Raw genomic sequence first — 18,490 nt, 5'->3', positions numbered from 1 at the left:
CGGTAGCATCAATAATAATAGTTTTATCATTAAAATAATCATTTATTAGTGCTTTTTTACCAGCAAGTTTTGTTGAAAATCAGAGTTTTTAATTAAAATATCTTCAATTCACTTGATATTCCGATAACAATTAGCTTCACTAATTCCGAAATTTTTACCAAGATGAAAATAAGTCTGATATTCTCGTCAATATGATAAAGTCATCAATAATCTATTTTCTAGTGATAATTTATTAGTTTTACCACCTTTTTTAAATTTTTCTATTTCAGCTACTTGTAAAATATCTAACATTTTATTAAAAGTGGATTTTTTTATTCCTGTTAATCTTAACCATTCTTTATCATTAAGAGTATTAAATTTATTATTGTTCATATTTTGATATCCTCATAAATTATATTTTATAAGAATATTTTAATAAAAAAGGTATCGCAAGAAGTCTATTGTTCATGCGGAATTGAATGCGATTTTAAGTTCCACAGTTAAATTAGAAAATAGTGTTATTTATGTTAGTTTATTTCCTTGCAATGAATGTGCAAAAGCAATTATTCAGTCAGGAATTCAAACCATTATTTATGAAGAAGATAAATATGAAAATACGGAAAATAATATCGCTGCTAAAAGAATGTTACGTGATGCTAATGTGGTGTTAAAGAAATTGGCGTTTAGCGGAATTACAATAAAGGTTTAATTAGTAAAAAAACTACGCTATAGCGTAGTTTTTATTTGTCACTATATGGAAGGATAACTTTTAGAGTATCAGGTTCTTCGCGTTTAGCAAGGTACTTATCAATACCATAATAGTTATTATTAGACATTTTAATCTTATCAATATAGGTTTTTGCGAGTTCAACTTCTTCGTAGAAATCAATTAGGAATCAGTCAAGAAATTTGATTGTTAGGAAATCTTTGGCTTCTTGACAGGTTGCAATTAGAGTATTAGTTTTTTCAATAAATTGTAACTTGTAAGTCAGATATTTTTCCATTAATTCTAATAAACTTTTTTCGTGGTGCGCTTCTGGTTGAATTGGATTAACAATAAGTATTTCATCACGACCAATTAAATAATTATATATTTTTCTTGTATGTAAGACTTCATCTTGTGCTTGAATTTGAAATCAAGTACTTGCTCCGGGAAATCCAAGGGTGTTACTAACTGAAGACATTACATAACAATCTAATTGTAGTTTGTTATGGTCATCAGCATATTTATTTAATAGACTATGAATATTGGGATTCATTTTTTTCCTCCTTGATGGGTATAGTAATCATTATTAACTTATTTTACTACTTTTTTTCAATTTATAAAATGTAATTTTCCAAAGTCAATTGCCTTATCTTCAATACCGTCTTGTTTTATTTTCGCAATGGTTTTGTCAACAATTGTATTAGCACCCAAAGGAAAAATCCGGTTATATTCTTGTTCTAATTGTTTAATACTTTTTAAAAAGAAGTAACGACTAATAATGGCAGCACATCCGACAGCAAAAAATTTATCTTCGGCGTGGGTTGTAAATGATAACTTTAAATCATTATCAGCAACATTAAGAATTTTTAAATATTCTTCATATTTTTTTTTGTTAACAAATTGGTCAATAATTACTTTTTTGCAGTTAACTTTATTGGCAAGTTTTCTTATTACTTGATGATGCCCAATGGTTTTTAAAATATGACTGTTTTGATATGTTTCATATAGCTTATTGTATTGGCGGTTATTAATGATGATAGTACTATATTCTAATTGTTGGATTAATTGTTTAGCGATAATATTAATTTGCATTGTTGATAACATTTTAGAATCACGAATTTTTAATGATTTAATTAATGCTAAATCTTTTTCTTTAATATAACAGGCTGTTACTACTAAGGGACCAAAAAAATCACCAACTCCTGATTCATCACTGCCAATAATATTAATTTGCTCTTTTAATATCATATCTGGTTTTCATTTGTTTCATTGTGTTTTAACTTCAACTTCATCACCACCTTGGAAAATGATTTTTAAAGAACGATATAATAAAATAGTTATATTATAGTATTTGTATTTAGCAATAATGTTAGGATTATTAACAGGCACTTTATAGGCACCATAATAGGTTATTACTTGGTTTTTATTTTCTTCATTCAGTTGTAAACTGTAAGTTGCCATCATATTCACTTCTTTCACTCTTAAATATTATCATAATTTTTGTTGGCATATAAATATAACCCAAAATATTAATTAAGAGTTTTATTTATAAATTGTTTCTTTGTTATAATTTAAATAATATTATTTTAAAAGGATGGCAATAAAAATGATTAAAGGTGTGGGAATTGATATTGTTAGCATTAAACGAATACAATTAAAAAAATCATTTATTAATAAAGTATTACATTTAGAAGAAATTAGTTATTTACAAACAATTAAAAGTGAAACCGAAAAAAAACAATTTTTAGCAGGAAGATGAGCATTAAAAGAAGCATTGTATAAAGCAATAAATAATGTTAATGAGGTTTTAATTTTTCGTGAAGTTAATATTCAATTAGTAAATAAACAATTACAATGGATTGGATTTGAACATAATAGTTGATTATCAATTAGTCATGAAAAAGAATATGCCGTTGGTATGGCAATATTAACATTATAAATATACGACAGTAATATCTTTTAACTTAAAAATCGGTGCTATATTTTACAATAAAATGGGAAAGGTAGGTGATATAATGTTAAATAATCTTGTTTTAGTAGGAAGGATTTTTAATCCACCAGAAATTATTCATAATCAAACTGGTGAAAAAACATCAAAAATGATGCGATTAACTATTAGTGTAACCCGACCTTTTAAAAATAAATTAGGTCATTATGATGAAGATTATCTTGTTATTAAAGTATGAAATAATTTAATTGCTGATATCGTATCATTTTTAGTAATTGATACGATGGTTGCTATTAAAGCTAGAATTCAATCATTTCAATATAAAGATAATGAGAATCATTATTTAGAAATTATTGCTGATCGCATTATGCGGGTTGGTCAGTATATTCTTGAATAAATAATCTGCTTGATAATTAATTACCCTTGATATTTTTATTATTTTATTACATAATAAAAAGTGTAATTTAGTAGTAATTATATAAATTATATTTAAAAATTGGATTGGTCTACTCCAATGATAAAGATAGCCAGTTTTTTAAAATTATTTAAAAAAATATAGCAGTTCAGGAATGTACTCTGCAATAAAAAAGTTTGTTTAATTTTAAAGATAAATTAATTCATCTTTAAAAAAATTAGCACTTTAATTCTCAACTAAAAATTAAAGTGCTTTTATTTTTTATTTTTTATATACTAATCAGAAAGGAATATTAGATGTGGATCCAAATAAGGTATTTTTAATGCGCAGAATTAACCAAATAATTCCAATACTTAAGTTTTTCAATCAATTTTTAGATTTATCTCAGAATCTTAATTGAGATGAATTTAAAGAAAAAATTATTAGTTATGAAACTGAACAACGAATAAAAAATCTTAACAAAGAAAATTACAAAATGCCTAATATTATTAAAGATGAATATTATAAATTTCGTAATGATTATTTGCTTTTTTTAGATATGGATGAAGATATTGAACAAATAAAATTAAATTTTAAGGTCATTGCGGTTGATAAGCGTATTGCTGTAAAATTAACTAATACTAATATGACAATTAGTTATAAGTTTTGTTATTGAACGAAGTTAAATAATAGAGATTCATTAAAATGTATGGAAAATTTATTAAAGTTATGGGCTGACCCGAATGCCGTAGCATTTTCTGGTTTTGGTAGAAATCCAATTCATTTAGCTAAAAATAGTGATAAAATAAATCTTTTTTTAGATAATGGTGCTAATATTAATCTTCAAAATGCATTTGGCGATACTGCATTTTTAATAAATACAAGAAAACATCTCATTTGTTATTCGCGTCATAATGTGAAAAATTATCTTATCAATGTACAAACTTTATTGAATCGCGGCGCTAATATTTATATTAGGAATCGCGATGGTATGAATTTTGGTAAGTTAATTGCTGATTCTAGATCTTTAACCGGTAAAAAAGCAATTATAGAAGTAGTTAATAAACACAAAATTAATATTGAACAGTTAGCAAAAAGAGCCGTAGATGAAGCATCACAACTTCAGACATTAGAACAGCAAAATACTCTAAGAACAGTTAATAGACTTCTTGCATAACCTATTAAAAAAATTACAAATATTTGTAAAAAGACAGTAATAGAAAAATATAATTTTAATTAATTATGTCTTTTATCTAAAAAATTAATATTTTGCCACAACAAAAAATGAATTTATTATTTAAATTCTTTAATTTTAAATAAATCTTTTATGTTAAATTAATAATTGCAAATTATAAATTGAGGCAATTAAATTAAATCTTAAACCAAATCTTTTTCTACGATTACGATATTTTTCTGTCATAATTTTAAATTTTTTAAGAATAGCAAAAATATTTTCAATAATAATTCTCATTTTTGAAACTAGTCTATTATGTTGTTTTTGTGCTTTATTTAAATGGTTTTTCTTTGTTTTCTTTGTAGGTATTAGAACATTATTGTGAATTTTTTGTATTCCTTGATAACCACTATCAACTATTAATTTGGTATTTTTTAAAATTGGGATTTTTGATTCTTTAAATAAAGCATAATCATGTTTTTTCCCAAGTGAAAAACTTGTTGCAATAATTTTTCTGGTTTCTTGTTCAATAATTACTTGTGTTTTAATGGTGTGTTTTTTCTTTTTACCAGAATAAGATTGTTTTTGTCTTTTTTTGGGCATTGGATTGGAGTTTCGGTAGCATCAATAATAATAGTTTTATCATTAAAATAATCATTTATTAGTGCTTTTTTACCAGCAAGTTGTTGAAAATCAGAGTTTTTAATTAAAATATCTTCAATTCACTTGATATTGCGATAACAATTAGCTTCACTAATTCCGAAATTTTTACCAAGATGAAAATAAGTCTGATATTCTCGTCAATATGATAAAGTCATCAATAATCTATTTTCTAGTGATAATTTATTAGTTTTACCACCTTTTTTAAATTTTTCTATTTCAGCTACTTGTAAAATATCTAACATTTTATTAAAAGTGGATTTTTTTATTCCTGTTAATCTTAACCATTCTTTATCATTAAGAGTATTAAATTTATTATTTTTCATATTTTGATATCCTCATAAATTATATTTTATAAGAATATTTTAATAAAAAAGGTATCGCAAGAAGTCTAATGAATCGGTAAGAAAATTAAGCGCTGAGCAATATGCTAGGAACAGGTTTGAACAAGAAAGTGAGTGCGTAGGAGTAAATTTCTCAGAAAATGCTTTTTTAGAACAGTCGTCTTGTTCAGCAGCAAATTCATTGGCAATTAAAAATGAAATTGAAGATTTTCAACCTGAGACAATGAATTTTGACCTTAGTAATTTTAATAACTATCTAATGGACTTTGAAATTGGTGCAGGTGATGGTTGTTAAATGGATTTTGAAGTTGAACAAGGTTATACTTTACCTGCGTTGTCAGACACTACTCTAAAAACTACTAAACTTAAAGATATTTCTTTGCAAATATGCAAAAAAGAACCAACAAGAAAGTTCATCAACAAAAGTGTTAAAGAATATGACGAGCAATAACAAGCACGACTAAGAGAATTAGAACAATAGACTTCTTGCATAACCTATTAAAAAAATTACAAATATTTGTAAAAAGACAGTAATAGAAAAATATAATTTTAATTAATTATGTCTTTTATCTAAAAAATTAATATTTTGCCACAACAAAAAATGAATTTATCATTTAAATTCTTTAATTTTAAATAAATCTTTTATGTTAAATTAATAATTGCAAATTATAAATTGAGGCAATTAAATTAAATCTTAAACCAAATCTTTTTCTACTATTACGATATTTTTCTGTCATAATTTTAAATTTTTTAAGAATAGCAAAAATATTTTCAATAATAATTCTCATTTTTGAAACTAGTCTATTATGTTGTTTTTGTGCTTTATTTAAATGGTTTTTCTTTGTTTTCTTTGTAGGTATTAGAACATTATTGTGAATTTTTTGTATTCCTTGATAACCACTATCAACTATTAATTTGGTATTTTTTAAAATTGGGATTTTTGATTCTTTAAATAAAGCATAATCATGTTTTTTCCCAAGTGAAAAACTTGTTGCAATAATTTTTCTGGTTTCTTGTTCGATAATTACTTGTGTTTTAATGGTGTGTTTTTTCTTTTTACCAGAATAAGATTGTTTTTGTCTTTTTTTGGGCGTTGGATTGGAGTTTCGGTAGCATCAATAATAATAGTTTTATCATTAAAATAATCATTTATTAGTGCTTTTTTACCAGCAAGTTGTTGAAAATCAGAGTTTTTAATTAAAATATCTTCAATTCACTTGATATTGCGATAACAATTAGCTTCACTAATTCCGAAATTTTTACCAAGATGAAAATAAGTCTGATATTCTCGTCAATATGATAAAGTCATCAATAATCTATTTTCTAGTGATAATTTATTAGTTTTACCACCTTTTTTAAATTTTTCTATTTCAGCTACTTGTAAAATATCTAACATTTTATTAAAAGTGGATTTTTTTATTCCTGTTAATCTTAACCATTCTTTATCATTAAGAGTATTAAATTTATTATTGTTCATATTTTGATATCCTCATAAATTATATTTTATAAGAATATTTTAATAAAAAAGGTATCGCAAGAAGTCTAATTAAAAAAAGAAAATAAGAAATTAGAACAATTACAGGTAGTTAGAGAACGGGGTGTAAGAACTAAAGCAGGAGACAGGCAACAATTAGAGCAAGCAAAAGAAAGTAACCAACAAGAAAAAGAAAAAAGAAGGTTAGAAAATATCTTGAAACTTGAAGCAGAGACTGCCAAAGTAGCAAAGCAAATGCTAGCACAACAAGCGAAGGAAAAGCAAGCAAGAGAAAAAAGACAACAAGAAAAAGAAAAGCAAGAAAAAGAGAAAAGAAGTAAAGAAAAAAGACAAAAAGAGATGTCTTCATTTAATTAAAATTTAATTTAAAGTAATTAGTAAAGTAATGCTCTTTAATTAGATAGGGAGAGATTATATATCGGGCAAAACATTAGTAAAGAAGATAGCAAAAATAAATATATGTATACAATTTATGAAGAAAAAATTCGTTGTATTAATGAGCATATTAAATTTGATGTTTTGTCAAAAATGAAAGACTTTGAAACTTGAATAATGAGAAATCAAAGTCAAGACAAGGAAAATATTTGTACATATGTTAATATTTGAATTCCTAAGGGTACAACAATTAATTCAAGAACAATAAATATTGTAAATAAACTTGTTAACTTAGTTAAAACTAATGATATTTTAGGATTTAAAGAAAAATATGAAGCAATAACAAATTATAATTTTGTTAATAATGCTATTGAATATTATGTTGGAAATTATCATTACATTTTTTCAAGAAAAAAATTTAATGTTGATTTTTTAGTGACTAAAACAAGAAAGATGTTAAGTTTTTTAAAAAAATCTATTTACAAGGTGAGAGTTTTGATCAATTTTTCCAAAGAGAAGATAATAGTTAAAGAACAATAAATATAAATGTTATTCAGTTAATGAAAGGTGATTGATTCTGAAAAAATATTTATAATGCGTAAAAATAATAATTTAATAATAATGCCATCAACTATATGTGAAGTGATACCGAACTATTTTGCTCTTAATTATAATGAGTGCGTTATGAAATTATTTACTAATGAAGTTGAAGAAAAAATATATCTTATGGATAGTGATATCCAAAGTAAATTTGATGTATTTGGCTATACTTATTTTTCAGATTCAGAAGCAGAAAACTTAAAGGATTTAATTTTTAAAATTATTGCGATTGATAAAAGTATTTTTATGAAATTAAAACTTGATAATATTTTTTTTAACCTGCCAAAAAATTAGATATTAGAATAATTGATAGGATCTTTTTAAATTATAATGTTAATAAAAATACTGAAGAAGCATTTACTTGTCTAACAACTTTATTAGATTTAGGCGCGGATATTAATACCATTGATATTAATAGTGGTAATACTTTACTTCATTTTATCATAAAAAATAATTTAGAATTGCTGTTCTTATTAATTTTAAAGAGAGCTAATATTAAAAATAATGATGGTGAAACCCCGCTTCATATGGCAATAATGCTTAATTGTGTCAGGGAGGTAAATTATTATTGGCAAGTGGCGCTAATATTGAAAGTAAAACTGCTGCTAGTAAGACACCTTTAATGCTAGCGGTGCTTGAAAATAATATTAAAATGGTTGAATTAATCTTAAAAAAGGGTTCTAATGTCAATATTGGCAATCAAGATGGGATGACGCCTTTACATATCGCAAGTACTAATAATAATTTTACAATTGTAAAATTATTATTAGAAAAGGGAGCTGATGTTAATATCAAAGATAATGCTGGTAAGTCGGCACTTTATTTTGCTAGAATAACACAAAATTTAGATATAATTAATCTTTTATTAGCAAGCGAGGCAAATTTAAATATCTAAAAATTAAGAAATTTTAATTATCTAAATAGTAAATAAATAATAATTTATTAAAAATAAAGGGAGAGAATATTTGTGAATGAAAAAATTAGTGCAGAAATAACAAAACGCATCAATGAATAGACTTCTTGCGATACCTTTTTTATTAAAATATTCTTATAAAATATAATTTATGAGGATATCAAAATATGAACAATAATAAATTTAATACTCTTAATGATAAAGAATGGTTAAGATTAACAGGAATAAAAAAATCCACTTTTAATAAAATGTTAGATATTTTACAAGTAGCTGAAATAGAAAAATTTAAAAAAGGTGGTAAAACTAATAAATTATCACTAGAAAATAGATTATTGATGACTTTATCATATTGACGAGAATATCAGACTTATTTTCATCTTGGTAAAAATTTCGGAATTAGTGAAGCTAATTGTTATCGGAATATCAAGTGAATTGAAGATATTTTAATTAAAAACTCTGATTTTCAACAACTTGCTGGTAAAAAAGCACTAATAAATGATTATTTTAATGATAAAACTATTATTATTGATGCTACCGAAACTCCAATCCAACGCCCAAAAAAAGACAAAAACAATCTTATTCTGGTAAAAAGAAAAAACACACCATTAAAACACAAGTAATTATCGAACAAGAAACCAGAAAAATTATTGCAACAAGTTTTTCACTTGGGAAAAAACATGATTATGCTTTATTTAAAGAATCAAAAATCCCAATTTTAAAAAATACCAAATTAATAGTTGATAGTGGTTATCAAGGAATACAAAAAATTCACAATAATGTTCTAATACCTACAAAGAAAACAAAGAAAAACCATTTAAATAAAGCACAAAAACAACATAATAGACTAGTTTCAAAAATGAGAATTATTATTGAAAATATTTTTGCTATTCTTAAAAAATTTAAAATTATGACAGAAAAATATCGTAATCGTAGAAAAAGATTTGGTTTAAGATTTAATTTAATTGCCTCAATTTATAATTTGCAATTATTAATTTAACATAAAAGATTTATTTAAAATTAAAGAATTTAAATAATAAATTCATTTTTTGTTGTGGCAAAATATTAATTTTTTAGATAAAAGACATAATTAATTAAAATTATATTTTTCTATTACTGTCTTTTTACAAATATTTGTAATTTTTTTAATAGGTTATGCAAGAAGTCTAATATGTTGGTAATAAAAGTCATATTTATCCAACAGCAGAAGTAATGACTAATTTAAAAACTGTTGGTTGTGATTTTTCTTGAACAGCAAAAGATCGAACATTAGTTTATACAGTTGAAAATAGTAAGGCACAAGTTCAAAAATTAAATTATCATATTAAAAATTATACATAAATTGTTTTGATAAAATTATTAATTATTTAAAAAATGTAATGATTACGATATAATTACTATGTAATTTAAAGATAATCATAAAGAAGGTAATTATTTTGCAAGGATTTCTAACTAATGGAAAAGATTATATTAATATTTTAGGACAAAATTTAGCAATTCAATATTTAATTATTTCTTGTATTATTATTGGGCTAGTATTTATTGCAATTATTAGTGCAATTTTATTGGTTATTAACTATCGCAATCGTAACCTGAAAAATTCAGCTTGAGAAAAATTTAAAAATGAAAAATTAATTTATAATATTGAATCAGAAGTAATTAAAATGGGGCAAGCATTAAAAAATAAATAGTTATATTTTTATAAGGTAGGCAATAGATATGTCATGAAAAGAAAAAATAATGGATAAGTTTTTTAATAAAGCAGAACAAAAACGATTTAATGATAATAAATTAAAGACAGAGCAACTTGATCCGTATTTTCCTTATGAAAGAAAACAAAAGCAAAATGATGTTCCCCGTGTAATTAATCGTTATGAGTTTACAGTTGATGATAAAAAATATTTTAATTCTGGTATTAATAAAGAACCACCACCATATTATGAAGAAAATTATAGTTTACCAAAAGCAAGAGTTTATAGCCCTAAAAATGGTTATAGTCGTGAATTTGGTAGCATGCCGTACCAACAAAATCCGCCAACAATAACTTCTTATCAATATCCACAACAACCAATTTTAGATTCATCACCTAATGATTTTTTAGAGGATAATCATAATGATTATAGTCCAACTTTATATCAAAAAGCATATCAAGAACCATATTTATCATATGATGAACCACGAAGACAAGAGATACCTTATCGTTCGTTAAGTTTAAAAACTATTCCTAAAGAAATTGCTAATGAGGTTCGTAGTGAAAAATATCGTTTGGTTTTAACAATGATTATTGGTTTTTTAGGAATAATCGCTTCTTCAATACCATTAATTTTATGATTTTTAAAGCAACAAAATATTGTTATTGACAATGAAAATTTAATTCCGCATCCAACTTTGATGATACCGTTATGTATTGTGTCATTAGGTTTATTTTTTATTTCTTTATTTGATTGAATTAAAATTAAAAAAGAAGTGGAAGGATATTTAAAAAAAGCTAAATTAGGAAATAATGTTATTCCTAATTTCATTATTGCTAATTATCGAAAAATGCATATTCGTAGTATTATTATTAATTGAGTAGCTTTTCCTTTGTATATTATTGGTGCTGCAATTATTGCTATTCTTTATGGATTATCAGGCGCAACACAGCCAAAACTTTTTGGGTTTTTAATTTTAGATATGACGATTAGAGATTTAACAACAGAAATTATTATTTTAACAGTAATATTATTTGCCTTATTTTTTTTACAAGTATTAAATATTATTTTTGTTCGTAAAAGAAAAGCTAATATTATTGGTTTTTATGGTTATGAAATTATTAATCCTTATGAAATGTATGAATTAAAGCGAATAATAAATCGTCGCTGTTTATGAACTTGATTAACAATTATTGTGATTATTTTTTTTGTTATTGCGATTCCGATTTGATTATTACGAAGAAAAAAAATTAAGGTTGCTTCAAGTTAAAATGTATTTTCATTTATTTATAAATCTTTTTATTAAAAATGATAGAAATTATCATTTGCAAAATATTAATCAAAAATTAATTGTTAAGCAAGATTTTAATATTATTATTGATAATATTGAACAAGAAATAATTTGTGAGCGAGAAAATTTACAGCAGTTACAAACAATATATATTGCTGTAAATTGTTCTCGTGACCTTAATTTTGAACAATGACACCGAATTTTAAATATATTACAACCATTAGCAAGTAATATTATTGAATATAATTTAGAATTACATTGTAATAATACTGATGAATTATTTTTGTTATGAAATAGTTATGGTGTTAATCGATTAATATGAAAAATAATTTCATTTAGTCGGGCGGTATTATTACAAAATAATTATCGTGATAATATCAATTATGTTAAGCAAATTAATAAAGCATTAGTTAGTGGTTTTAAAAATCAAGCAATTGATTTATTTTATAATTTAAAAGGTTCTTCTAAAGCTGTTATTGAAAATGATTTAAATATTTTAAGAAAATTGCCTGTTAATCATATTAGTTATTATGAAGCGGATAATAATTGTGTTGTAATTACATATCAATGATTGAAAAATATTTTAAAAGAAAATGGTTATTTACCTTATGAGAAAAATAATTTTATTACTAATAGAGGCATTAAATCGCAACATCAATATAGTTATTGAACTTTACAAAATTATTTAGGTGTTGGTATGGGTGCTAGTTCTTTTCATAAAAATTCACAAATAGTTATTTGCCAAAATACTAACGAATATCCATTATGGCGACAAACAATTACTAAAATTACAAAACAAGAATATTATGGACAAATTTTTATTATGGGTTTAGGACTAATTGAAGGCGTTGATTTACGAATAAAACAAAATCAATTAGCTTATGAATATTTTCAAAATGCGATTAATAAACTCATAGTAAAAAAGAAACTAAATATTAAAAATAATTTTCTTTTTTGTTATCAAGATGAGTGAGAAAATTTAGATGAGATTTTATTATCATTTATTTAATATCGCAAACAAGTTATAATGGAGAAGGAAATATCAATTGCTGGTTTAGCTCAGTCGGTAGAGCACACCCATGGTAAGGGTGAGGTCAAGAGTTCAATTCTCTTAACCAGCACCATTGGAGAGTTGTGTGAGTGGTTTAAACAGTCATCTTGGAAAGGTGATGAATTCAAAAGGATTCCACGGGTTCGAATCCCGTACTCTCCGCCATAAAATGAAATAATGAAATATAGTAAATAAATATTTATAAATGAGTTTTATTGAACAAAAGGATTATTTTAGATGAAAAAGTTAAATTACATAATGGTATTATGATGCCAGTTATGGGTTTTGGAACATATAAAATTAAAAATAATGAATTAGGTAAGGAAGTGATTTTAGAGGCTTTAAATCAAGGTTATTGTCATATTGATACGGCTAAAATTTATGGGAATGAAGAAATCGTTGGGCAAGCAATTAAAGAAAGTAAGATTTCTCGCAGTGAAATTTTTGTTACGACTAAACTTTGAGGTAATGAATTAACAAAAGAACAGTATTTACAAGAGATTGATAGTTCATTAGAAAAATTAGGTTTGGAATTTGTTGATTTATTTTTAATGCATTGACCGTGAAATAATCGTAAAGTTGCTTGAGAAGTATTAGAGGAAATATATCGTGCTAAAAAAGCTCGTGCGATTGGTGTTAGTAATTTTAATATTGAGCATTTAGAACAACTAAAACAAGATGCTAAAGAGTTACCCGTTGCTAATCAAATTGAGTTTCATCCGGGATTAAATCAAACAGAATTAAGAGCATATCATCAAAAAAATAATATTGTAACTATTGGTTGAGGAACAATGAAATATCATGACTCTTTACCAGAAACTTGTGAGCAAATTGCTCGTGAATATAATAGACTTCTTGCATAACCTATTAAAAAAATTATAAATATTTGTAAAAAGACAGTAATAGAAAAATATAATTTTAATTAATTATGTCTTTTATCTAAAAAATTAATATTTTGTCACAACAAAAAATGAATTTATTACTTAAATTCTTTAATTTTAAATAAATCTTTTATGTTAAATTAATAATTGCAAATTATAAATTGAGGCAATTAAATTAAATCTTAAACCAAATCTTTTTCTACGATTACGATATTTTTCTGTCATAATTTTAAATTTTTTAAGAATAGCAAAAATATTTTCAATAATAATTCTCATTTTTGAAACTAGTCTATTATGTTGTTTTTGTGCTTTATTTAAATGGTTTTTCTTTGTTTTCTTTGTAGGTATTAGAACATTATTGTGAATTTTTTGTATTCCTTGATAACCACTATCAACTATTAATTTGGTATTTTTTAAAATTGGGATTTTTGATTCTTTAAATAAAGCATAATCATGTTTTTTCCCAAGTGAAAAACTTGTTGCAATAATTTTTCTGGTTTCTTGTTCGATAATTACTTGTGTTTTAATGGTGTGTTTTTTCTTTTTACCAGAATAAGATTGTTTTTGTCTTTTTTTGGGCGTTGGATTGGAGTTTCGGTAGCATCAATAATAATAGTTTTATCATTAAAATAATCATTTATTAGTGCTTTTTTACCAGCAAGTTGTTGAAAATCAGAGTTTTTAATTAAAATATCTTCAATTCACTTGATATTGCGATAACAATTAGCTTCACTAATTCCGAAATTTTTACCAAGATGAAAATAAGTCTGATATTCTCGTCAATATGATAAAGTCATCAATAATCTATTTTCTAGTGATAATTTATTAGTTTTACCACCTTTTTTAAATTTTTCTATTTCGGCTACTTGTAAAATATCTAACATTTTATTAAAAGTGGATTTTTTTATTCCTGTTAATCTTAACCATTCTTTATCATTAAGAGTATTAAATTTATTATTGTTCATATTTTGATATCCTCATAAATTATATTTTATAAGAATATTTTAATAAAAAAGGTATCGCAAGAAGTCTAATAAAACCATTCAACAATTATTTTTACGATGAGCTTATCAACATCAAAGTTTAATAATTCCTAAGTCAATGCATAAGACGCGGATTATTGAAAATAGTGCGATTGATGATTTTAAAATTAGTGATGAAAATATGAAGTTAATTGATAGTTTACCACAATCACGAAAAGGTCCTGCCCCTAATAATTTTGATTTTGGAAATTAGAAAAAAACCTTGTAATTAGATTTACAAGGTTTTTTTCTATATTGTTAACTTTAAACTAATGAAGAGTTTGATTTTAAAGCTACTTCTAAATTGTTTCCTGCGGTTAATAAATAAGAATGAAGCATATCTTTTTCAATATTATTTAATTTATTTAACAAAATGCTATCAATTTGTTCTTTAATTAATGCCGCCTTTTTAATGATTTCTTGTGCTTTAGGAGTTAAAGTTAATAGTTTTGAACGACGGTCACTAGCAAGAACTTTACAAGTAATATATCCCTTTTTAACTAATGTTGATATCACGGCTGATGTGTCAGCTTTGGATTTGCAAAGTTCTTTTGCAACATTAACAATAATGGGTTTATCTTTGATTTTATCAATTACTAATAAAATATTTATATGCACCGGCATTAGATTTTTAATTTCTAATTTTCTTAATAAGTCAATGTATAACTTTTCTTTAAGTTGCGAGATTTTATATAATAGAGCTAGATGATTTATCATTGTCATTCATTAGACCACCTTTTTGTTGTTTTTTCTTCATAACATAATTATATAATAAATTATCAAAATAATTCAAATATATTTTATATTATATCTTAAATAGTCTAATAGACTTCTTGCATAACCTATTAAAAAAATTACAAATATTTGTAAAAAGACAGTAATAGAAAAATATAATTTTAATTAATTATGTCTTTTATCTAAAAAATTAATATTTTGCCACAACAAAAAATGAATTTATTATTTAAATTCTTTAATTTTAAATAAATCTTTTATGTTAAATTAATAATTGCAAATTATAAATTGAGGCAATTAAATTAAATCTTAAACCAAATCTTTTTCTACGATTACGATATTTTTCTGTCATAATTTTAAATTTTTTAAGAATAGCAAAAATATTTTCAATAATAATTCTCATTTTTGAAACTAGTCTATTATGTTGTTTTTGTGCTTTATTTAAATGGTTTTTCTTTGTTTTCTTTGTAGGTATTAGAACATTATTGTGAATTTTTTGTATTCCTTGATAACCACTATCAACTATTAATTTGGTATTTTTTAAAATTGAGATTTTTGATTCTTTAAATAAAGCATAATCATGTTTTTTCCCAAGTGAAAAACTTGTTGCAATAATTTTTCTGGTTTCTTGTTCGATAATTACTTGTGTTTTAATGGTGTGTTTTTTCTTTTTACCAGAATAAGATTGTTTTTGTCTTTTTTGGGCGTTGGATTGGAGTTTCGGTAGCATCAATAATAATAGTTTTATCATTAAAATAATCATTTATTAGTGCTTTTTTACCAGCAAGTTGTTGAAAATCAGAGTTTTTAATTAAAATATCTTCAATTCACTTGATATTGCGATAACAATTAGCTTCACTAATTCCGAAATTTTTACCAAGATGAAAATAAGTCTGATGTTCTCGTCAATATGATAAAGTCATCAATAATCTATTTTCTAGTGATAATTTATTAGTTTTACCACCTTTTTTAAATTTTTCTATTTCAGCTACTTGTAAAATATCTAACATTTTATTAAAAGTGGATTTTTTTATTCCTGTTAATCTTAACCATTCTTTATCATTAAGAGTATTAAATTTATTATTTTTTATATTTTTATATCCTCATAAATTATATTTTATAAGAATATTTTAATAAAAAAGGTATCGCAAGAAGTCTAATAAAGCACAAAAACAACATAATAGACTAGTTTCAAAAATGAGAATTATTATTGAAAATATTTTTGCTATTCTTAAAAAATTTAAAATTATGACAGAAAAATATCGTAATCGTAGAAAAAGATTTGGTTTAAGATTTAATTTAATTGCCTCAATTTATAATTTGCAATTATTAATTTAACATAAAAGATTTATTTAAAATTAAAGAATTTAAATAATAAATTCATTTTTTGTTGTGGCAAAATATTAATTTTTTAGATAAAAGACATAATTAATTAAAATTATATTTTTCTATTACTGTCTTTTTACAAATATTTGTAATTTTTTTAATAGGTTATGCAAGAAGTCTAATGAAAAAATGAACCTGCATTAGGTTCATTTTTTAAAATTTACGGGGTGGCTTTCTTTCATGATTGTTTTCTGGTTTACAAGTCGGACAGTCACTACAGTTATTTATATTATTACTTTGATGTTCTGCTCCTGGTGTACGACAAGTACATTGGCAGGCAACACAGCGTAGTTTACAATTATCAGTCATTATTTCTCCTTTCGAGTAATGTCTCTTAATTGTATCACATAATTTAGGGTTGCTTGTCTACTTAATATTAAGGATATACTTTTTAGATTATTAATTAATTTAAGTAATAAAATTATATTTAAGTTATTTTTTATTTACAAAAGATAAATATTAGCGTATTATAAAAATTAAAATAGAAAGATTATATTTTAATGGAAAAAGAAAAAAAGGGTTTAACACATATTGGTTTTATATTATCAGCTTTAGCTGGTGCTGTTGGTTTGGGAAATATTTGAGGTTTTCCAACGCAAATGCATCGTAATGCTGCTGCTGCTTTTTTAATTCCATTTTTTATTGCAATTTTAGTTTGCGGTTTGCCAATTTTAATTTTGGAAATTAATTTAGGAAATAAGTGAAGGAAATCACATATTAGACTTCTTGCATAACCTATTAAAAAAATTACAAATATTTGTAAAAAGACAGTAATAGAAAAATATAATTTTAATTAATTATGTCTTTTATCTAAAAAATTAATATTTTGCCACAACAAAAAATGAATTTATTATTTAAATTCTTTAATTTTAAATAAATCTTTTATGTTAAATTAATAATTGCAAATTATAAATTGAGGCAATTAAATTAAATCTTAAACCAAATATTTTTCTACGATTACGATATTTTTCTGTCATAATTTTAAATTTTTTAAGAATAGCAAAAATATTTTCAATAATAATTCTCATTTTTGAAACTAGTCTATTATGTTGTTTTTGTGCTTTATTTAAATGGTTTTTTTTGTTTTCTTTGTAGGTATTAGAACATTATTGTGAATTTTTTGTATTCCTTGATAACCACTATCAACTATTAATTTGGTATTTTTTAAAATTGGGATTTTTGATTCTTTAAATAAAGCATAATCATGTTTTTTCCCAAGTGAAAAACTTGTTGCAATAATTTTTCTGGTTTCTTGTTCGATAATTACTTGTGTTTTAATGGTGTGTTTTTTCTTTTTACCAGAATAAGATTGTTTTTGTCTTTTTTTGGGCGTTGGATTGGAGTTTCGGTAGCATCAATAATAATAGTTTTATCATTAAAATAATCATTTATTAGTGCTTTTTTACCAGCAAGTTGTTGAAAATCAGAGTTTTTAATTAAAATATCTTCAATTCACTTGATATTGCGATAACAATTAGCTTCACTAATTCCGAAATTTTTACCAAGATGAAAATAAGTCTGATATTATCGTCAATATGATAAAGTCATCAATAATCTATTTTCTAGTGATAATTTATTAGTTTTACCACCTTTTTTAAATTTTTCTATTTCAGCTACTTGTAAAATATCTAACATTTTATTAAAAGTGGATTTTTTTATTCCTGTTAATCTTAACCATTCTTTATCATTAAGAGTATTAAATTTATTATTGTTCATATTTTGATATCCTCATAAATTATATTTTATAAGAATATTTTAATAAAAAAGGTATCGCAAGAAGTCTATTAAAATATTTGAAGAATTTGGTGGTAAAAAGGGCAGATATTTTGGTTGGTTGCAATCAACTGTTGT

Annotated in this window: 32 protein-coding genes, 2 tRNA genes and 2 pseudogenes; 22 read left to right on the top strand and 14 right to left on the bottom strand. The window is 24.0% G+C overall.

The annotated features are described in order from the left end of the window. Positions 1-45 precede the first annotated feature (45 nt). On the bottom strand, positions 46-372 hold the full coding sequence (locus tag AACK86_RS07530) for a helix-turn-helix domain-containing protein (protein ID WP_422398211.1): 327 nt from the start codon (positions 370-372) through the stop codon (positions 46-48). A 67-nt stretch (positions 373-439) separates the two neighbouring features. Between AACK86_RS07530 and AACK86_RS03400 the strand changes: the two are divergent. Next, positions 440-688 (top strand): annotated as a pseudogene (locus AACK86_RS03400) (deoxycytidylate deaminase); the annotation flags it as partial. Between the two features lie 31 nt (positions 689-719). Here the strand turns inward: AACK86_RS03400 and AACK86_RS03395 are convergent. Both AACK86_RS03395 and AACK86_RS03390 read right to left on the bottom strand, forming a co-directional pair. Next, on the bottom strand, positions 720-1,238 hold the full coding sequence (locus tag AACK86_RS03395; RefSeq protein ID WP_338981251.1) for a ferritin-like domain-containing protein: 519 nt from the start codon (positions 1,236-1,238) through the stop codon (positions 720-722). A 38-nt stretch (positions 1,239-1,276) separates the two neighbouring features. Next, positions 1,277-2,146, bottom strand: coding sequence for a ribonuclease HIII (locus tag AACK86_RS03390; RefSeq protein WP_338981249.1), 870 nt, complete (start codon positions 2,144-2,146; stop codon positions 1,277-1,279). Between the two features lie 145 nt (positions 2,147-2,291). Between AACK86_RS03390 and AACK86_RS03385 the strand changes: the two genes are divergently transcribed. From AACK86_RS03385 to AACK86_RS03375, 3 genes are all read left to right on the top strand, one after another. Next, positions 2,292-2,624 carry a holo-ACP synthase gene (locus AACK86_RS03385; protein ID WP_338981247.1) on the top strand — a complete coding sequence of 111 codons (333 nt, stop codon included), beginning with the start codon at positions 2,292-2,294 and terminating at the stop codon, positions 2,622-2,624. A 76-nt stretch (positions 2,625-2,700) separates the two neighbouring features. Beyond that, positions 2,701-3,030, top strand: coding sequence for a single-stranded DNA-binding protein (locus AACK86_RS03380; RefSeq protein WP_338981245.1), 330 nt, complete (start codon positions 2,701-2,703; stop codon positions 3,028-3,030). Positions 3,031-3,523: 493 nt separating this feature from the next. Next, positions 3,524-4,204, top strand: a complete 681-nt coding sequence (locus tag AACK86_RS03375) for a hypothetical protein (protein WP_338981243.1) — start codon at positions 3,524-3,526, stop codon at positions 4,202-4,204. 153 nt (positions 4,205-4,357) lie between these two features. Here AACK86_RS03375 and AACK86_RS07525 read toward each other — a convergent pair whose 3' ends face one another. Continuing rightward, complete coding sequence (locus AACK86_RS07525) at positions 4,358-4,804, bottom strand: transposase family protein (RefSeq protein WP_422398210.1); 447 nt, start codon at positions 4,802-4,804, stop codon at positions 4,358-4,360. After that, a complete protein-coding gene (locus AACK86_RS07520; RefSeq protein ID WP_422398209.1) occupies positions 4,735-5,187 on the bottom strand; it encodes a transposase family protein in 453 nt (150 codons plus the stop codon). The genes AACK86_RS07525 and AACK86_RS07520 overlap by 70 nt, the downstream gene beginning before the upstream one ends. 313 nt (positions 5,188-5,500) lie before the next feature. Here AACK86_RS07520 and AACK86_RS03365 point away from each other — a divergent pair, with 313 nt between their 5' ends. Next, on the top strand, positions 5,501-5,656 hold the full coding sequence (locus AACK86_RS03365; protein WP_338981239.1) for a hypothetical protein: 156 nt from the start codon (positions 5,501-5,503) through the stop codon (positions 5,654-5,656). A gap of 196 nt (positions 5,657-5,852) precedes the next feature. Here AACK86_RS03365 and AACK86_RS07515 read toward each other — a convergent pair whose 3' ends face one another. Together AACK86_RS07515 and AACK86_RS07510 are read right to left on the bottom strand one after the other, a co-directional pair. After that, on the bottom strand, positions 5,853-6,245 hold the full coding sequence (locus AACK86_RS07515; protein WP_422398356.1) for a transposase family protein: 393 nt from the start codon (positions 6,243-6,245) through the stop codon (positions 5,853-5,855). Continuing rightward, complete coding sequence (locus AACK86_RS07510) at positions 6,230-6,682, bottom strand: transposase family protein (RefSeq protein WP_338982632.1); 453 nt, start codon at positions 6,680-6,682, stop codon at positions 6,230-6,232. Before AACK86_RS07510 ends, AACK86_RS07515 begins: the two co-directional genes overlap by 16 nt. Positions 6,683-6,895: 213 nt before the next feature. Between AACK86_RS07510 and AACK86_RS03355 the strand changes: the two genes are divergently transcribed. From AACK86_RS03355 to AACK86_RS03300, 14 genes are all read left to right on the top strand, one after another. Next, on the top strand, positions 6,896-7,057 hold the full coding sequence (locus AACK86_RS03355) for a hypothetical protein (protein ID WP_338981237.1): 162 nt from the start codon (positions 6,896-6,898) through the stop codon (positions 7,055-7,057). Positions 7,058-7,252: 195 nt separating this feature from the next. Further along, positions 7,253-7,615, top strand: a complete 363-nt coding sequence (locus tag AACK86_RS03350; protein ID WP_338981235.1) for a hypothetical protein — start codon at positions 7,253-7,255, stop codon at positions 7,613-7,615. Between the two features lie 144 nt (positions 7,616-7,759). Beyond that, positions 7,760-7,969 carry a hypothetical protein gene (locus AACK86_RS03345; RefSeq protein WP_338981233.1) on the top strand — a complete coding sequence of 70 codons (210 nt, stop codon included), beginning with the start codon at positions 7,760-7,762 and terminating at the stop codon, positions 7,967-7,969. Further along, positions 7,966-8,298, top strand: coding sequence for an ankyrin repeat domain-containing protein (locus AACK86_RS07505; RefSeq protein WP_422398355.1), 333 nt, complete (start codon positions 7,966-7,968; stop codon positions 8,296-8,298). Before AACK86_RS03345 ends, AACK86_RS07505 begins: the two co-directional genes overlap by 4 nt. After that, positions 8,244-8,570, top strand: coding sequence for an ankyrin repeat domain-containing protein (locus AACK86_RS03340; RefSeq protein ID WP_338981231.1), 327 nt, complete (start codon positions 8,244-8,246; stop codon positions 8,568-8,570). The genes AACK86_RS07505 and AACK86_RS03340 overlap by 55 nt, the downstream gene beginning before the upstream one ends. A gap of 185 nt (positions 8,571-8,755) precedes the next feature. After that, positions 8,756-9,208: a transposase family protein gene (locus AACK86_RS07500; RefSeq protein WP_338982632.1), complete on the top strand. Its 453-nt coding sequence runs from the start codon at positions 8,756-8,758 to the stop codon at positions 9,206-9,208. After that, positions 9,193-9,585, top strand: coding sequence for a transposase family protein (locus AACK86_RS07495; protein ID WP_422398306.1), 393 nt, complete (start codon positions 9,193-9,195; stop codon positions 9,583-9,585). The genes AACK86_RS07500 and AACK86_RS07495 overlap by 16 nt, the downstream gene beginning before the upstream one ends. A 212-nt stretch (positions 9,586-9,797) precedes the next feature. Then, positions 9,798-9,926, top strand: a complete 129-nt coding sequence (locus tag AACK86_RS03330) for a hypothetical protein (protein WP_338981228.1) — start codon at positions 9,798-9,800, stop codon at positions 9,924-9,926. Positions 9,927-10,021: 95 nt separating this feature from the next. Continuing rightward, positions 10,022-10,276: a hypothetical protein gene (locus tag AACK86_RS03325; protein WP_338981226.1), complete on the top strand. Its 255-nt coding sequence runs from the start codon at positions 10,022-10,024 to the stop codon at positions 10,274-10,276. Between the two features lie 28 nt (positions 10,277-10,304). Then, on the top strand, positions 10,305-11,546 hold the full coding sequence (locus AACK86_RS03320) for an MSC_0882 family membrane protein (RefSeq protein WP_338981224.1): 1,242 nt from the start codon (positions 10,305-10,307) through the stop codon (positions 11,544-11,546). Then, positions 11,533-12,576, top strand: a complete 1,044-nt coding sequence (locus tag AACK86_RS03315; RefSeq protein ID WP_338981221.1) for a hypothetical protein — start codon at positions 11,533-11,535, stop codon at positions 12,574-12,576. Before AACK86_RS03320 ends, AACK86_RS03315 begins: the two co-directional genes overlap by 14 nt. 39 nt (positions 12,577-12,615) lie before the next feature. Next, positions 12,616-12,691, top strand: a tRNA-Thr gene (locus tag AACK86_RS03310). Positions 12,692-12,693: 2 nt separating this feature from the next. After that, positions 12,694-12,783 (top strand) — tRNA-Ser (locus tag AACK86_RS03305). Positions 12,784-12,833: 50 nt separating this feature from the next. Then, on the top strand, positions 12,834-13,481 hold the full coding sequence (locus tag AACK86_RS03300) for an aldo/keto reductase (RefSeq protein WP_338981219.1): 648 nt from the start codon (positions 12,834-12,836) through the stop codon (positions 13,479-13,481). 153 nt (positions 13,482-13,634) lie between these two features. Here the strand turns inward: AACK86_RS03300 and AACK86_RS07490 are convergent, their stop codons facing one another. Then, a complete protein-coding gene (locus AACK86_RS07490) occupies positions 13,635-14,027 on the bottom strand; it encodes a transposase family protein (RefSeq protein WP_422398306.1) in 393 nt (130 codons plus the stop codon). Then, positions 14,012-14,464: a transposase family protein gene (locus tag AACK86_RS07485; RefSeq protein WP_338982632.1), complete on the bottom strand. Its 453-nt coding sequence runs from the start codon at positions 14,462-14,464 to the stop codon at positions 14,012-14,014. The genes AACK86_RS07490 and AACK86_RS07485 overlap by 16 nt, the downstream gene beginning before the upstream one ends. Positions 14,465-14,600: 136 nt before the next feature. Between AACK86_RS07485 and AACK86_RS03290 the strand changes: the two genes are divergently transcribed. Then, on the top strand, positions 14,601-14,735 hold the full coding sequence (locus tag AACK86_RS03290; protein ID WP_338981215.1) for a hypothetical protein: 135 nt from the start codon (positions 14,601-14,603) through the stop codon (positions 14,733-14,735). Between the two features lie 50 nt (positions 14,736-14,785). Here AACK86_RS03290 and AACK86_RS03285 read toward each other — a convergent pair whose 3' ends face one another. The 3 genes from AACK86_RS03285 to AACK86_RS07475 all read right to left on the bottom strand — a co-directional run bounded on the left by AACK86_RS03285 (position 14,786) and on the right by AACK86_RS07475 (position 16,263). Continuing rightward, positions 14,786-15,145, bottom strand: a complete 360-nt coding sequence (locus AACK86_RS03285) for a hypothetical protein (protein ID WP_338981213.1) — start codon at positions 15,143-15,145, stop codon at positions 14,786-14,788. A 370-nt stretch (positions 15,146-15,515) separates the two neighbouring features. After that, positions 15,516-15,983: a transposase family protein gene (locus AACK86_RS07480; protein ID WP_422398208.1), complete on the bottom strand. Its 468-nt coding sequence runs from the start codon at positions 15,981-15,983 to the stop codon at positions 15,516-15,518. After that, positions 15,925-16,263, bottom strand: coding sequence for a helix-turn-helix domain-containing protein (locus AACK86_RS07475; RefSeq protein ID WP_422398207.1), 339 nt, complete (start codon positions 16,261-16,263; stop codon positions 15,925-15,927). The genes AACK86_RS07480 and AACK86_RS07475 overlap by 59 nt, the downstream gene beginning before the upstream one ends. A 187-nt stretch (positions 16,264-16,450) precedes the next feature. Here AACK86_RS07475 and AACK86_RS03275 point away from each other — a divergent pair, with 187 nt between their 5' ends. Beyond that, positions 16,451-16,591 (top strand): hypothetical protein, encoded by a 141-nt coding sequence (locus tag AACK86_RS03275; protein ID WP_422398206.1) that lies wholly within the window; start codon positions 16,451-16,453, stop codon positions 16,589-16,591. Positions 16,592-17,139: 548 nt separating this feature from the next. Then, the gene (locus tag AACK86_RS03270) at positions 17,140-17,373 is read left to right on the top strand and encodes a hypothetical protein (RefSeq protein WP_338981211.1); all 234 of its coding nucleotides are present in this window, start codon (positions 17,140-17,142) and stop codon (positions 17,371-17,373) included. A 153-nt stretch (positions 17,374-17,526) separates the two neighbouring features. Here the strand turns inward: AACK86_RS03270 and AACK86_RS07470 are convergent. Then, positions 17,527-17,918 (bottom strand): annotated as a pseudogene (locus AACK86_RS07470) (transposase family protein). Positions 17,919-18,163: 245 nt separating this feature from the next. Continuing rightward, positions 18,164-18,355, bottom strand: coding sequence for a hypothetical protein (locus AACK86_RS07465; RefSeq protein ID WP_422398205.1), 192 nt, complete (start codon positions 18,353-18,355; stop codon positions 18,164-18,166). Positions 18,356-18,490: the final 135 nt, after the last annotated feature.

This window comes from Spiroplasma endosymbiont of Eupeodes luniger (genome assembly GCF_964019525.1).
GTDB lineage: Bacteria > Bacillota_I > Bacilli_A > Mycoplasmatales > Nriv7 > Nriv7.
This window is presented reverse-complemented; position numbering and strand designations above follow the sequence as displayed.